A 15158-nucleotide genomic window follows, 5' to 3' on the forward strand; every position below is an offset into this window, starting at 1 on the left:
TGATCTAAAGAATATAAGATGAAAATCTAGATTATAAGGATATTAATGAATTTCATAGTTTATTTTTATTTAGTACGAATAATACTAGGATTTATTACTAGTTGAATTAAGGCATAAGCACTAGATACAATACCGTTTATGGTCTAATTGTCAGCAAAGAGAATGATGAGTTACGGTTGCCATGAACATTCGAGTTAGCAAACGTTAACTTGGAATGTTAGAGGGGTGGGGGCAATGGATAAGAAACGGTAGTCAAATAAACTACTAGAACCTAAAAGAAACCTCATCCTTGATACAACAAAACAACAATCGGTAAAAGGAGGTTGATAAATGGCACAAGCGACAACGCAAACGGTATCGATATCGATTCCGGATAGGTCAGCCTTCTCTTGGAAAAACCTCTGGATCGCTCTGGCGATTATAACGGTCTTTGAGTTAGCCGTTAATGTCTATGAGCGGACCTTTGCTATAGCCAAGGGATTGGACTACTTTACTCCGGAATATCAGACCTATTGGATGAGCATCCTTTATACCGAGCTGATTCTCGAGCCGACTACGCTCATCGCGCTTTGCTCCTGGTTATGGGTGACCAGGGATCGTGCGATGGAAAATCTTGCTCCTGCTGAGGAGTTAAGGCGGTATTGGAACCTGGGGTTATTTGTGGTGGTTTATACCGTACTGCTTTACTGGGGAGCAAGCTACTATACGGAGCAGGACGGCACGTGGCATCAGACGGTGATAAGGGATACAGACTTCACACCGAGCCACATCATTGAGTTCTATCAAAGCTATCCGATCTATATTATAGCTGGGGTTGGATCAATGGTGTATGCCATGACCAGGTTGCCTCAATATGCGAAGGCTTTCTCAGTGCCCTATGCGGTGCTGGTAGGCTCTCCGTTGATGATCTTCCCCAACGTGGGATTGAACGAATTTGGACATACCCGTTGGTTCATGGAAGAGCTGTTTGTGGCACCCTTGCACTGGGGATTCGTCATGTTTGGCTGGGGAGCTTTGGCAATCTTGGGAACTTGGTTGCAGATTTGCCCAAGAGTAGTAGAACTGATCAAACAGGTCTACTATGGCAAGCCAGCTACCTCTCCTGCGGTTGTGTTGAACGACCCTGAGAAAGCTGCGGATCCAGCTCTTTGTGAAATCTGATATTAATTAAAAGGATTCGAATGAAGTGGCGGGTAAAACGCCCGCCGCTTCATAGAAAAGGAGGAAAAAATGCAACAAGTAGCTGCAGAAGCCGAAGCAAGATCACTCGAAAGGAAGTTCGACATTGTCGTACTCGTTTCGATGTTTTTGGCAATCCTCTCCGGCTTTCATATTCACCAGATGCTGACAGCGGGTGACTGGTCTTTCTGGATAGACTGGAAAGACAGGATGTGGTGGCCAGTGGTAGCACCCATTATGGATATAACTTTTCCGGCAGCATGTCAGGCAATCCTATGGACAAAATTTAAAGCACCCATAGGAGCTACATTTAGCTGTGCGGGATTGTTTTTTGGTCAGTGGATGAATCGGTATTGGAATTTCTGGGGGTGGACTCACTATCCTCTGAATTTCGTATTTCCTGAAACTCTTCTTCCGCAGGCGATTGTTCTAGATGGTGTGTTAATGATCACCAATAACTTCGTTGTAACCGCCCTGATTGGAGGAGAGCTTTGGGGATGGCTTTTCTATCCTTCAAATTGGCCCATGATTGCTCCATACCACGTTCCCGTGGAGTACTATGGACAGCTCATGAGCGTAGCAGACCTTATCCAATATGAGTATATCCGAACTTCCACTCCTGAGTATATCCGCATGGTTGAGACAGGAACAATGAGAAGCTTTGCTGGGGGTGTTCTTGGAGTATCAGCATTCTTCTCGGGATTCTGTTCTGTAATCATGTACTTCATCTGGTGGTACTTCGGATACTTCTTCGGATGGACGAAGTTTGTAAAACATTCGAAGGTGTAAAAATTAAAGGTGGAGGGGAAGATTTGATACTCTTCCCCTCAAACAAAAGGAGATATTGAAGTGAAAAAGTTAAACTTCGAAACTGGGATGAAAAAGCTAGTCAGAGTAGGAGCTGCCTTTTTACTCACTGGGCTGATGATCACTCCTTTATCCTCACTTTTTGCTGTGCAAGGAATGGGGGCTAAATCTCAAGAAGCCTTCTTGAGAATGCGTACCGTAACCTTTTTCGATACCCGTTTTTCATTTACTCCGTCTAATAGAGTGAAAGTCGGGGATGAATTCACATGCACAGGAAAAGTGATGCTGATGCCAACATGGCCGCAGGAAATTCCTTTTTCAGGAATATCCTTCTTTAACTTCTTCGTTCCCGGGCCTCAAGTACTTCGAAAGGCGATATTTGTGAACGAGAAGTACTTCCAGTTCAACTCGGTGGTCCTGGAAAAAGGAGGGGTGTACGAATATAAAATGATTAATCAAGCTCGTACACCGGGAATATGGCCAGTTGGTCCCATGGTGAGCATGGAGGAAGCGGGGCCTTTCATCGGACCTGAAGAATACTTAACGATCGAAGGATCCAATGCAGGATTTACCAATCCTGTAAAGACCTTGTTAGGCAATACGATCGATCTTGAAAATTACGGTGAAGCCCGCATGATCATGTGGACGCTCCTAACATCGGCTATTGCTGTAGCATGGCTCATATATTGGTGCTCCAAGCCCTTTACAAGAAGACTAGGGCTTGTGGCAGCGGGTAGAAAAGAAGATCTGTTTAGCCCAATGGATAGACAGGTATGTTTTCTTTTTACCATTGGTACGATAGTCCTTGTAGCTGCTGCGGCAATGATAACTAAGGCTCAGTATCCTATAACCATTCCGATTCAGGAAACTAAGTATTATATCAAACCTTTGCCTCCTGAACCGGCCCTTATTCAAGCCGAAGTTACCGATGCTACCTATGACGTTCCCGGAAGAACCCTGTCATTCCATATCCAAGTCAAGAATGTTGGGGATAAACCTGTCGTTTTGAAAGAGTTTTTGACTGCAAACGTCAGGTTCTTAAACCCTGATGTTCCTGGAAATACATGGAATGAAAACTACCCTGAAGTCAACGGGGGTCCTATGAAAGTTACGCCCTCTGAACCCATTAATCCAGGTGAGACTAAAACACTTGAAGTTTCCATGCAGAGTGCAGAATGGGAAAATCAAAGACTCACGATGTATCATGAGTCGACGAACCGGTTTGGAGGACTTCTCTTCTTTTCGGATACTTCCGGAACTCGTCAGGTCTTTGCAATTGCTGACCAGATTGTCATTCCGAAATTCGGTGGGGCAATTGGTGGAGGAATGTAAAGCCTAAAAATATATATATTCTAATAAAAAAAGCCCATCTTTTAAAAGAAGGTGGGCTTTTTTATTGCCTTATGTAAAAAGAGTTGAGTAAGGGCTGCTTTTGAACAGGCTTTTATTTAGCTTTCAACTTTTCAGTTTCTTTTTTTTCTATTTTTGAACTTCTAAATCTAAAAGAAAGAGAGAATATTTTTAGCCTAAGCGTTTAAACATAGCCAGAACAGTTTAAAGTGTTTGGCTTTTTGTATTGAAATTCATTAATGTAAATGCCCTTAAGTTAGGTTTTCTTTAAGACAATTTCATATAACAAAAGATGAGATAGTTAGGTTATCCATGGGACAAAGCTTTTTTTAACAAACAATAAACAATTTCAGCATGGTCCTTGTTGGAGTCTTAGTTAGTTGTTTTTAACTTATAGGCCAATCAGTCCCAATAGAGCTACATTTTTCTCTACGTAGTCTTATTTCTTTTTGTTTTTAAATCTCGATAGGTTCAATGTCTTATATCCGCAAATGAGTTGATCGCCAGTTTGTGACATGAAAAGAAGATTAAATAGAATGTATTTTATGGGATAATTGGAAACCAATGTGTTGGTAAGGGAAAAGACATAACCTGTTATGTATTAAATGGAAAGAAAAAATATTTTATAAATTAATCGTTAAAATGATAACGAATAATAAGATATGCTTATATATATAATAATTAATATATTTTATAGATTATAAATTGTTAATTTTCCAGATTGAATATCATTATTTATAAAAAGTTTATCATTATCTTTAATATCCCTACTATTGCACAGATATATGCCTAATTTTAAATACTCCAAAAGATTATTTGAAACCTTAAAAAGGATTAATTGATTTATTGTAGTCTCCAAAAGAACAAGGAGACAGAAAAGGAGGTTGATAAATGGCACAAGCGACAACGCAAACGGTATCGATATCGATTCCGGATAAGTCGGCCTTCTCTTGGAAAAACCTCTGGATCGCTCTGGCGATTATAACGGTCTTTGAGATAGCCGTTAACGTCTATGAGCGGACCTTTGCTATAGCCAAGGGATTGGACTACTTTACTCCGGAATATCAGACCTATTGGATGAGCATCCTTTATACCGAGCTGATTCTCGAGCCGACTACGCTCATCGCGCTTTGCTCCTGGTTATGGGTGACCAGGGATCGTGCGATGGAAAATCTTGCTCCTGCTGAGGAGTTAAGGCGGTATTGGAACCTGGGGTTATTTGTGGTGGTTTATACCGTACTGCTTTACTGGGGAGCAAGCTACTATACGGAGCAGGACGGCACGTGGCACCAGACGGTGATAAGGGATACAGACTTCACACCGAGCCACATCATTGAGTTCTATCAAAGCTATCCGATCTATATTATAGCTGGTGTAGGATCAATGGTGTATGCTATGACCAGGCTTCCAGCCTATGCAAGAGCTTTCTCAGTGCCCTATGCGGTGCTGGTAGGCTCTCCGTTGATGATCTTCCCCAACGTGGGATTGAACGAATTTGGACATACCCGTTGGTTCATGGAAGAGCTGTTTGTGGCACCCTTGCACTGGGGATTCGTCATGTTTGGCTGGGGAGCTTTGGCAATCCTGGGAACGTGGCTGCAAGCTTGCCCAAGAGTATTAGAACTGATCAAGCAGGTCTACTATGGCAAGCCGGCTACCTCTCCTGCGGTTGTGTTGAATGAGCCAGAAAAAGTAACAAAAATGGAATTGTGCGAAATATAAGTTGAAAAAAAAGGGCGGGAAGCTTATTATTTTTGCCAGGGCTTCCCGCTCCACCTAAAAAAAGAAATTTTAGGAGTATTAAAATGAAAAGCTCTCCAAAAAGCAATCATAAAAAGAGATCCACTTTAATCGTTTTATTTCTTACGCTATTTTCTTTCTTTTTAATCATTCCTTCAGGATTTGCTCATGGTAGGCTTGTTCCTCCAAAGCCTTTATGCCCTATTCAGAAGAAAGGGGATTTTGCTATTCATATGGATGTTTTTCCCCATTCAAAACTTTCCGATCTTGAAAAATGTGGGACGGTTTACTGCCATGAAGTGCCTGTTGTTGGGGATATGACTCTGGTTTTTGACTTATTTAGTGTTCAAAATGTTCTCAATCATACTCCAGTCCGTATCGAGATCTATGAGGAGCCTTTGCATCGTATTACCACCTCTATCCCTCCAACAGTCTATGCAAATGGGATTGCTAAAATTCCTGTAACCTTTAGCCATCCTGGTCGTTATAAAATTATCGTTCATGTTCCGAAATCCGCCTCCGAAGAGCTTCTTAATAAGGTCGAGTCTATTACACAGGAACAGTTAGCACAGGATATAGATTTTGTTTTTCCTCTTGCAATTGGAATGCAAAAATATACCCTGGGTTGGGTAGCATCATGGGGAATGGGTTTGTTGCTTCTTACCTTTATTGTTGGCTTCCTTCTTTATGACGAACGTTCATTCTTAGTCAAATGGAGAATGAAAAAGATGGCAGAAGATGAAGAAGCCGAATAAAAGCTAAGGACTGTTCGTTTCGTTCCCTTTAAAGGATTGTCATTTGATAAATCGTTACTTTTATAATCTTTTTTGTTTTTTTTAGACAAAAATGAATCAAAAGTTTTTATGGCAAGCCCAAAAACCAGCCGATCAGTAGTGCCCGTTTCTGTTCCAAAAATCAATCCTACGGCTGTTGTCATTTTTGGAGCGACAGGTGATTTAACACAAAGAAAAATCATACCTGCTTTATATCATCTTCGGTTACATAATCGACTTCCCGAGCACTTTGTCATTATCGGTTTTGCTAGGAGGCCTTATGGTGAAAAAGAGTTTCGAATGCTTTTAAAGCAGGCCTTAGAGGATTTCTCCCATACCCATCCGATTGATCAGGAAGTTTGGCATTGGTTAGAAAAGAACATATATTACTTGCAAGGGGATCTAGCAAATCCTGAAGATTATATTAAACTGGCTCGCCTTCTAGAGACTTTGCCTGAAGCTAAATATTACAGAGCAAATCATCTTTTTTATCTGGCGACGGCTCCTAAGTATTTTCCTGTTGTAGCTGAGAATCTAGCCAAAGCGGGGCTCAACCCTCAAGCGGGTGAGTTGGAACAAAGACGGCTCATTGTAGAAAAACCTTTTGGAACAGATTTAAATTCGGCTAGAGAACTCAATGCTATTCTTCAAAAATATTTTCCAGAAAAAAGTATTTATCGTATCGATCATTACCTAGGTAAAGAAACGGTACAAAATCTTCTCTACTTTAGGTTTGGCAACTCTATATTTGAGCCCTTGTGGGATCGTAAGTATATCGATCATATTCAAATCACGGTTGCTGAAACTCAGACCATTGGGAGTCGCGGGGAGTACTATGATGCCGCTGGAGCTTCTCGGGATATGTTACAGAACCATTTGATGCAGCTTTTTAGCCTCATTGCCATGGAGCCGCCTGCTTCTCTTGAAGCGGAGTCGATCCGGGATGAAAAAGTTAAAGTTTTAAAATCCGTTCCTATTCCTTCTGCTGAGGAATGGATTCATAATAGCGTTCGTGCTCAATACGGACCAGGAATATTAGGAGGAAAAACAGTTAAAGCTTATAGGGAGGAAGACAAAGTATCCCGAAAATCATTAACAGAAACCTATGTGTGCGTAAAACTGGAGGTGGATAATTGGAGATGGAGTGGCGTCCCTTTTTATTTAAGAACAGGAAAGGCATTAGCAAAGCAATTTAGTGAAATTTGTATTGTTTTTAATCGCCCGCCTTGCGTCTTATTTGCAAATAGTACTAAAAAAGTAGCGAGAAATTGGTTGAAGATTCGCATTCAACCCAATGAAGGCATACATCTTCTTTTTAATACTAAGGTACCTAATCAACCTGCTCTGGAAGAAGCAAAAATGGATTTTTACTACCGAAAATATGGTGGTCATTATTTCCCAGAAGCCTACGAAAGATTGCTTTTAGATGCTCTAGCGGGAGAATCTACCCTTTTTACCCGTTCTGATGAAGTGGAGTATGCATGGAAAATTATCGATGCCTTAAGAAATGCTTGGAATGAGGAGGATTGTGATGCAATTCCTCTGTATGCCCCTGGATCGATGGGCCCTGTTGAAGCTGACGAATTGTTGCGTAGGGATGGAAGATACTGGGGACCCCCACCCAAAGAAGAAGAAGATATAGGAAATGGAGAAAGTTAAGCGTTTGACTTGCTTTATGAAGCGGATAGAAACGGTCATTTTTGAAAAGCAAGAAGCATGGTTGGATTATCTCTGTATTTCTTTTAAGAAAGTTATAGATACTGCGTTGACCAACAAGAGCGTATGCCACATTGCCTTATCCGGTGGGAGTACGCCTACTCCTTTCTATGAACGGTTATCCAAGGAACATTTGCCCTGGGAAAAAATAGTTTTTTGGCTGGGTGATGAACGTTGGGTAGATCTTTATGACCCTCAAAGCAACGAAGGAATGATTTTAAGGGCTTTTGGAGAAACTTCTAAAAAAATTCGTTTCTATGGCTGGCACCTGTCTCATGACCCTCAACAAGCAGCTTCTCTCTATGAGAAATTAATGATTGAAAAAATGGGTGATCCTCCCCTTTTTGACTTAATTCTTTTGGGTATTGGAGAGGATGGTCACATAGCTTCCCTTTTCCCAGGCAGTCAAGTCTTAGAAGAGAATAAGAAATATACCTCCATTTCTTTACATCCTTCTGATGGCCAGATCAGAGTAACTTTTACTTTCCCTTTACTGAATCAGGCCCTTCAGGTATGGTTTTTAGTTTCAGGCAACAGAAAGCAAAAGATTATTGAGGATATCCTTTCATTTCAAACTGACGTTCCTGCAGCAAAACTCACTACTCAAAAACAACTGTTGATCTGGCTTAAAGATCATTCCTCTTGATTTAAGTTGTAGTGAACAAAAGAAGACAAAACCCTAAAGGAATAGAAAAAATAGAAAATCTGGGAGCTAAAACATCTAGAGTTTTGTGGCTATATTTTGGAGTTTTAATTTGTTTTTTAAAAGTAGGAGGATGGAGTGCTGATTTAGAAGACCAACAAGAGGGTCTTTTTGCCAAAGCTTATCAAGATGCCTTGGTAGCCTTCAAAAGACTGGATTTGGATGAAGCACAAAGATCAATTTTAAAAGCCCAAGAGCTCAAACCAAAAGATCCAAAAGCTATCGTATTGGCTGCACGGATTTTTTTACAAAAAAAAGAGTACGATAAAGCCGAAAAAGAGCTTTATAGGGTTTTCAAGTTACAACCCGATTATGGAGCTGCCTACCAATATTTAGGAGAAGTTTTTTATGCTAAGAAGGATTATAAAGAGGCCCTATACCGGTTTGAGCAGGCTGCGATGCACGATTCGTCTAGCAAAGAAATCCTTCTTAAAAGAATCTATTGTACGATAGGATTGGGAAGAATGGATGCTGCAGAAAATTTACTATCCGGTCTAAGTGCTTTTGATGAATCTTCTCCAGGATATTATTTTGCCAAAGCAGCCCTTTGTCGCATGCGTAAAAAGTATAATGAAGAAAAAAAACTTCTTGATACGGCCCGAATAGTCTATGGCAACGATGCTTTTAGTCAGTATCTTCGTGATTATGAATCCTTGTTTGCCAAAAAAGAAACTTTAGATTAAATTGTTGGCTTTAAAGAGAAAAGGGAAAAGGCGGGGTAGCCAAGTGGTAAGGCCGGGCTCTGCAAAAGCCCTATGCGTGGGTTCGATTCCCACCCCCGCCTCGATTGAATTTTTGACGGACAAGTTACATCTGAAATCAAAAGGGATGTTTAGCTGCTTAACTCTAGAGTTCTTTAATAATTTTGGAGAATGCCTTAAATAAACTGCTTAAGGATCTTTGAGGTTCTTGAGGAAACATATTGATCTCTTAGTTTTTTAAAGCTTTTCGTGTTGGATTTAAAGACTGATCCAATATGTTTTTTTTCGATGAAAACCAAAAAGTTTTTTTTCAAGAGACTGTGAGAAGCCTAGTTAAAGAAAAAAAATGACAAGTAGAATTTTACGAATACGTTGGTTTAAAAAGAGGCTATTACTGCAGGCACATCTGTAAGAGATCCCTCTTTGGTTGTGCCTGGAAACTGCCTGGATTTCCTTTGGCCTCTTGTTTTAATTTGGATGTGCACAGCGCGATACAACAAAGAGCTTCAAATAAGACAGCAGAAGAAAAAAAGGGTCGATACTTAGAAACTTTCTCCTAGAAGAAGATAAAGAATTAGAACTTATTATTGAGCTTACTTTGCCATTTGTTTTTTTCGTGACTTTTTTTAATAAAAATTTAACAATGAGTAAAACTTAAATAAAGAATGAGAATAAGGTTTAATAATCTTCTAAAAAAATCTTCGGTAGAGGGACAAAATAAAAACAGGCTCTCTGACGAAGATGTATTTGATGAAAAAAGGAAGGCTACATCAAATAAAAGCGCTTCTTCTATCCGGAAAGGAAAGTGTGTTAATTTTGAGCAATGCGAAGAAGCGGGCAAGGTTATAGAAGTTCCATCAAATGAAGAATTTGTTTGTCCATCCTGTAATCATCCTCTAGTAGAGATACCCCAAAGAGCTGTTAAGCGTCCTTTATCACCACTCCTATGGAGTGCAGGCGTGGTTCTAAGTCTTCTTTTAATCATATTTTTTTTAACCCCTTCAATCAATGGTTTATTCAATGGGGGAAATGGATTATTCAGGGCTTTTGAAAGAAAACCATCCTTACTTCAGGCCGAACAAGCAATAAAAGCCCAACTCCTTAAAGGTTTTGATTTTGTAGACATTAAAGAAAAGAGTGCCATCAAAAACCAAGATGGTAGCTGGACTTTAGCCTATGATGTGACGGTCCGTCCTTCGACTCCTTTTTATTGGGTGCCTGTAGGACCTGTCCTTTCTGGAAGGGAGCGTCTAGGAGGAGTACCTAAAGATCTCTATGATTGGGCAAAATCTCATCTAAAGGAGCTTCTTTTTACTCTGGATCAAGAACCGGGCATGACTTATTACATGGATCAAAAGAGAACGGGCTTCGATCCGAACCAAGATGTCACTTTTTTGTGGAAAGCTAAAGCCGTTCAACAGCCAGATAAAAGCTGGAAGTTTTTAAATGACCAGAACATCTTTCCTTGGAACCAGCAACAAGACCTTGTAGTACCCGGTAGCGAAAAAACTGTTTTGCGTAATGGGTATGATCTATCCCTGGCTTTAAGACAAGAAGAAAGCCAATGGACTGACTATGTGAATCGTTTAAAGGAAATCGATCAACAGGCAACACAAACCTATAAAGAGGAACTTTCTGGAATATCCGGACCGGGGAGAAAGCCTAAGTTTTTACAACCAGGTACGGGCGGGCCCACAACAGCGGGCGAAGGAGCAGGGATAGGCGCAGCTGGCGGTGCACTTATTGGAGGACTAGCTGGAGGAGGTGCGGGGGCTGGATGGGGTGCTCTTGGTGGAGCTATCCTTGGAGGACTCGGAGGAGGTTATTATTCTTATGAGAAAGAAAAAAGTGCTTACCGTAATAGGGTGGCTGCTTATCATGCGGCGATAAGAAGGGCTAAGGCAAGGGCAAGGGAGGAAAAGGAAAAACTTCTTGAACAATATGCCCAAGAACTAAGACAGAATGCTCAAAATCGAATGCTAGTGCTCTCAGGTTTTAATCCTTCTCCCTATACACTTCAGAGCAATGGTTCAGTTTTCAGTACCACTCCCGCTTATCCTTCTCCTTCTAATGCCTATCCAACCCCTCCCTTTGTTTCAACCCCTTCTTACCCTGCGAATCCTCAACCATCTGTTCCACAACCAGGAGGATATGTACCGGCTCCAAACCCTGCTGGATATCCTTCTTCTCATCCATAAAGTTTTGCCTTTTTGCCCTGTGACAGGGCATATCCATTTCTTCCCTTTATTTAGCCTAAACCAAAAAGGATAGAAAATTAGAAGTGCATTTATATAAAAAGCAAACGATTTCCTAACTCAGTAAATACTATTTTTGGTCTCTATCTCCTAGGTATATGATCGGATGAAGGGCTTATAGGGCGAGTATACTTTTAAAGAAAGAAATAGCTGTTTTTATCCGTACCGACTTTGTGAAGAAGCCTCTTTGTTGTTCTTTACAAAAGGTTCTCTTTTTGGTTTTGACGTAGAAATCCCTGGAGAGAAAGGCCAAGTGATTGGGATAGTACCAAGGAACAACTTAAAAAAAACAGTTATTCTAACTTTTTTGGATCGATATCTGCAACTTCAATGGCTACAAGTCTATCCAGAAGAGCAAGCTCAGTTCCAGTGGATTGGGCTAAAGCAACGATATAATTATGTAGGAAGCTTTCAGCAATGAGGGATTCAACCGTGATGGCTAGCCTATGCCAACTGTCCATGAATTCAAAGACTTCATGGGGAGAAAAGTTTGTTGCAAATTCTTTTTGCAGGGTCATTAAAATCCAACCCCAAATGGAGAGCATCATTGGGTTTTTGACTTTTCTTTTAATATGGATAACTCCAACTGCTGATTGCCAAGACCAATAGCCAAGGTCGAATGGGCCCGTTATAGTTTTCTGCCACCAATGTTGTAAATCGGGTTCACGTAAGGGTCTTTCTCCAGCTTTGAAAATAGTCTGAGTGGTTGGGTATTCAAAAAGAACATCATAGAATCCTTTTACGACTTTTTCTGCAATTCTTTCATGAAAAGGTTTTAATCTTTGAAAAACCGATTCATCATGGGAGTTAAACCTTAATTGGGTTGGAATCATCTCAAGAATGGACTGGGTCAGTTCTTTAAGATTAGTATTCATGGGTGGAGGAGAATAGTGAAAGAAAAATAGGAAAAGAGATGAAATTAATCAAGGAAAAAGATTAAGAATATATCAGAAAAACTTAAGAACTCTATTCATTGGGAATTGATCGAAACAACAAGATCATTGAGAACCTTTTTTGCATCTCCGAAAAGCATAATCGTTTTGGGTGAATAAAAGAGGTCATTGTCAATTCCTGCAAATCCCGTTGACATACTCCTTTTAATAAAAAGAATCTGTTTAGCCTTATCAACATCAAGTATGGGCATGCCGTATAAAGGGGATCCAGGATTCTTTCTTGCAGCAGGGTTAGTAATATCATTAGCACCAACAACTAAAACAACATCTGTTTCTGGAAAAAGCGGATTAATCTCTTCCATTTCGACAAGCTTATCATAAGGCACGTCAGCTTCAGCCAATAGAACATTCATGTGACCAGGCATTCTGCCAGCCACTGGATGAATCGCAAATTTGACATCGATACTTTTATTTTCTAAGACATCGGTCAATTCCTTGACCACATGCTGTGCTTGAGCAGCGGCCATACCATATCCAGGGACAATGACGACTTTTTTAGCCGCTTCAAATAAAATAGAAGCTTCTTTAGGAGAAAGGCTTTTGACCACTTTACCATCTCTTGAAGGGTCAACAACGTCAATGACCTGCCCCATTCCTCCAAAAAGAACATTCGTAAAGGAGCGATTCATCGCCTTACACATCTGAATTGAAAGGATAAGACCGGAACTGCCGTCCAAGGCACCAGCAATGATAAGCAACTTGTTGTTAAGTAAGAAGCCCATGAACGAAGAAGAAAGCCCAGCGTAGGCGTTAAGAATCGAGATGACTGTTGGCATATCCGCTCCTCCAATAGGCAATACTAAAAGGATTCCAAAGAGGAGCGAAAAAATGATTAAAGAAATGAAAAGCAGGGGATGATAGCCAGCTTGAAAAATCATATAGGCGCTGAGGAGCAAACAGAAAGCAAAAACTGAAAAACTCACATAATTTCTTCCCGGGTATAGAATAGGTCGAGTAGGGATAATTTCTTGAAGCTTTCCGAAGGCCAGTAGACTACCCGTAAAAGTCAAAAACCCAAGGAACACCTCTATGGACAAAACAACCAGTTGGGGTAGAGAAAGCTGACTGGCCTTGAGAAAATATTCAGTTGTTCCTACAAGACCTGCTGCCAAGGCTCCAAATGCATGGGATAGAGCTGTTCTTTGGGGAACAGCCGTCATGGGCATAAGTACAGCCATGGGGGTACCGATAGAAGCGCCTATGACTATTCCTATGGCTATCCAGAGATAGCCGTGGATATCGGGCTTAAGAAGAGTAGCCACAATTGCCAATGCCATGCCTGCACTTCCTGCCCAGTTTCCCCAGCGCGATGTTTTGACTTCGCTCATCCATTTAAGGGAAAGAATGAAGAGTGCAGCAGAGCAGATGTAAACGAATTGAATGATGTTCTCCATGACCCCTTTCCTCCACCAAGCTTATTTGCTTTTCTTGAACATCTTAAGAATTCTATCGGTAATTAAAAAACCCCCTACAGCATTAATCGAAGAAGATATGATAGCTATAGTGCCTAAAACAATTACCCATGTTTTTTCTCCTTCTCCAGTAAGAGCAAGGGAACCGACTAAAGAAATCGAAGAGATAGCATTGGTCAAAGACATCAGAGGGGTATGGAGCAGACGTGAAACATTGCGTATTAATTCTAATCCCAAAAATGAGGCTAAAACAAAGACGTAAAAATCGGTAAGCCAATCACCCAATGTCATGGATTAATCCTCCTTTGTGATATAAAAACTTATTCATGTAGTTTTTGGTTCAAGGCACCGAGAACTTTCTCATGGACAATTTTCCCTTCTCGAACAACCAATGTATTTTTTATGATTTCATCTTCCCAGTGAATAAATAATTTATTTTCTTTAAAAAAAAGTGAAAGAAAGGATTGGATATTCTTTGCATAAAATAGACTTGCTTGAGGAGCCATAGAAGAGGGAAGATTTAAGGGGCCATGAATGACAACATGATTGTGAACAACCGTTTTCCCAGGGACAGTCAGTTCACAATTTCCTCCCTGTTCTGCGGCAAGGTCAACAATAACAGTGCCCGGTTTCATGTTTTCAACGGCTTCCTTGGATATGAGCTTTGGAGCTTTTATTCCTGGAACAAGAGCGGTGGTAATAACGATATCCGCCTTTTTGCATTGATCAATAATAAGCTGGCGTTGCTTAGAATAGAATGTTTCGGATTGAGCCTTGGCATAACCTGATCGATCTTCAACATCCTGAGCAGTAATGGGTAAATTAACGAATTTAGCACCCAAGCTTTCAACTTGCTCCTTAGCTATGGGTCTAATGTCATAAGCTTCCACCAAAGCGCCCAGCCTCCTGGCTGTGGCAATGGCCTGTAAGCCAGCAACTCCAGCGCCAATAATAAAGACCTTACAGGGAGGGATCGTTCCTGCTGGGGTGGTGAGCATCGGCAGGAATTTAGGAAGAGTATGGGCTGCTAGAATAACTGATTTGTAACCAGAAACGGTGCTTTGAGAACTTAAGGGATCCATAGACTGTGCCCTACTAATCCTGGGGATGAGATCAAGAGAGAAAGCGGTAAGGTTGCGGGCAGCGATCTGCTTGACTAGATCAAGATTTAACAGTGGGTATAATAAGGCTATCAGAATGGAATTTTCAGCGAAATAAGCGATATCTTCTAAGCGAGGAGGATGAATAAGGCAGATAATGTTTGCCTTTTTAAGGACATCATAGCCATGAGCTAAAATTTTAGCTCCTTTATCGACATAGGACTCGTCGAAATAGCCTGCACCAGCTCCAGCCCCAGATTCAATAAAAACCTCTAATCCTAATTTTAAAAAAGAGGGAAGAACTTCAGGGACTATGGCAACCCGATTTTCACCGGGGACTTTTTCTTTAAGAATGCCAAGGGATGCCATAATTTTTACTTCTCATTTAATGAAGGAATAGGACACTATTATTTTATCATAAAGAAATCAAGTCTAGATTGCTCTGTTTTTTTCTAATCAATTTACTGTT

13 protein-coding genes and 1 tRNA gene are annotated in these 15158 nt (G+C 40.7%); 10 read left to right on the top strand and 4 right to left on the bottom strand.

The features are described 5' to 3' along the window. The first annotated feature begins 330 nt into the window (after nucleotides 1–330). The 10 genes from amoC (IT6_RS09950) to IT6_RS09995 all read left to right on the top strand — a co-directional run bounded on the left by amoC (IT6_RS09950) (nucleotide 331) and on the right by IT6_RS09995 (nucleotide 11167). Nucleotides 331–1161: a bacterial ammonia monooxygenase, subunit AmoC gene (amoC, locus tag IT6_RS09950; protein WP_206826512.1), complete on the top strand. Its 831-nt coding sequence runs from the start codon at nucleotides 331–333 to the stop codon at nucleotides 1159–1161. Nucleotides 1162–1230: 69 nt separating this feature from the next. After that, nucleotides 1231–1968 carry a bacterial ammonia monooxygenase, subunit AmoA gene (amoA, locus tag IT6_RS09955; protein WP_134438936.1) on the top strand — a complete coding sequence of 246 codons (738 nt, stop codon included), beginning with the start codon at nucleotides 1231–1233 and terminating at the stop codon, nucleotides 1966–1968. A 60-nt stretch (nucleotides 1969–2028) separates the two neighbouring features. Continuing rightward, the gene (gene amoB, locus IT6_RS09960) at nucleotides 2029–3318 is read left to right on the top strand and encodes a bacterial ammonia monooxygenase, subunit AmoB (protein ID WP_206826514.1); all 1290 of its coding nucleotides are present in this window, start codon (nucleotides 2029–2031) and stop codon (nucleotides 3316–3318) included. A gap of 909 nt (nucleotides 3319–4227) precedes the next feature. Then, complete coding sequence (gene amoC / locus IT6_RS09965) at nucleotides 4228–5058, top strand: bacterial ammonia monooxygenase, subunit AmoC (protein WP_206826516.1); 831 nt, start codon at nucleotides 4228–4230, stop codon at nucleotides 5056–5058. 83 nt (nucleotides 5059–5141) lie between these two features. Further along, entirely contained in the window at nucleotides 5142–5831 is a 690-nt protein-coding gene (locus IT6_RS09970; RefSeq protein WP_206826517.1) for a hypothetical protein, read from the top strand. A 108-nt stretch (nucleotides 5832–5939) separates the two neighbouring features. Further along, the gene (zwf, locus tag IT6_RS09975; protein WP_206826520.1) at nucleotides 5940–7508 is read left to right on the top strand and encodes a glucose-6-phosphate dehydrogenase; all 1569 of its coding nucleotides are present in this window, start codon (nucleotides 5940–5942) and stop codon (nucleotides 7506–7508) included. Between the two features lie 16 nt (nucleotides 7509–7524). Next, nucleotides 7525–8211, top strand: coding sequence for a 6-phosphogluconolactonase (gene pgl, locus IT6_RS09980; protein ID WP_134438941.1), 687 nt, complete (start codon nucleotides 7525–7527; stop codon nucleotides 8209–8211). Nucleotides 8212–8222: 11 nt separating this feature from the next. Continuing rightward, entirely contained in the window at nucleotides 8223–8951 is a 729-nt protein-coding gene (locus tag IT6_RS09985; RefSeq protein ID WP_134438942.1) for a tetratricopeptide repeat protein, read from the top strand. A 29-nt stretch (nucleotides 8952–8980) separates the two neighbouring features. Then, nucleotides 8981–9052 (top strand) — tRNA-Cys (locus IT6_RS09990). 582 nt (nucleotides 9053–9634) lie between these two features. Then, nucleotides 9635–11167, top strand: a complete 1533-nt coding sequence (locus IT6_RS09995; protein ID WP_206826522.1) for a DUF3824 domain-containing protein — start codon at nucleotides 9635–9637, stop codon at nucleotides 11165–11167. 350 nt (nucleotides 11168–11517) lie between these two features. On the opposite strand, the gene IT6_RS10000 is transcribed toward IT6_RS09995, so the two are convergent. The 4 genes from IT6_RS10000 to IT6_RS10015 form a co-directional block, all read right to left on the bottom strand. Next, nucleotides 11518–12099: a protoglobin domain-containing protein gene (locus tag IT6_RS10000; RefSeq protein WP_134438943.1), complete on the bottom strand. Its 582-nt coding sequence runs from the start codon at nucleotides 12097–12099 to the stop codon at nucleotides 11518–11520. 95 nt (nucleotides 12100–12194) lie between these two features. Then, nucleotides 12195–13571, bottom strand: a complete 1377-nt coding sequence (locus IT6_RS10005; protein ID WP_134438944.1) for an NAD(P)(+) transhydrogenase (Re/Si-specific) subunit beta — start codon at nucleotides 13569–13571, stop codon at nucleotides 12195–12197. 21 nt (nucleotides 13572–13592) lie between these two features. Further along, entirely contained in the window at nucleotides 13593–13880 is a 288-nt protein-coding gene (locus IT6_RS10010; RefSeq protein WP_134438945.1) for an NAD(P) transhydrogenase subunit alpha, read from the bottom strand. A 29-nt stretch (nucleotides 13881–13909) separates the two neighbouring features. Further along, entirely contained in the window at nucleotides 13910–15058 is a 1149-nt protein-coding gene (locus IT6_RS10015; protein ID WP_206826530.1) for a Re/Si-specific NAD(P)(+) transhydrogenase subunit alpha, read from the bottom strand. Nucleotides 15059–15158: the final 100 nt, after the last annotated feature.

It is taken from the genome of Methylacidiphilum caldifontis (assembly GCF_017310505.1).
Taxonomy (GTDB): domain Bacteria; phylum Verrucomicrobiota; class Verrucomicrobiia; order Methylacidiphilales; family Methylacidiphilaceae; genus Methylacidiphilum; species Methylacidiphilum caldifontis.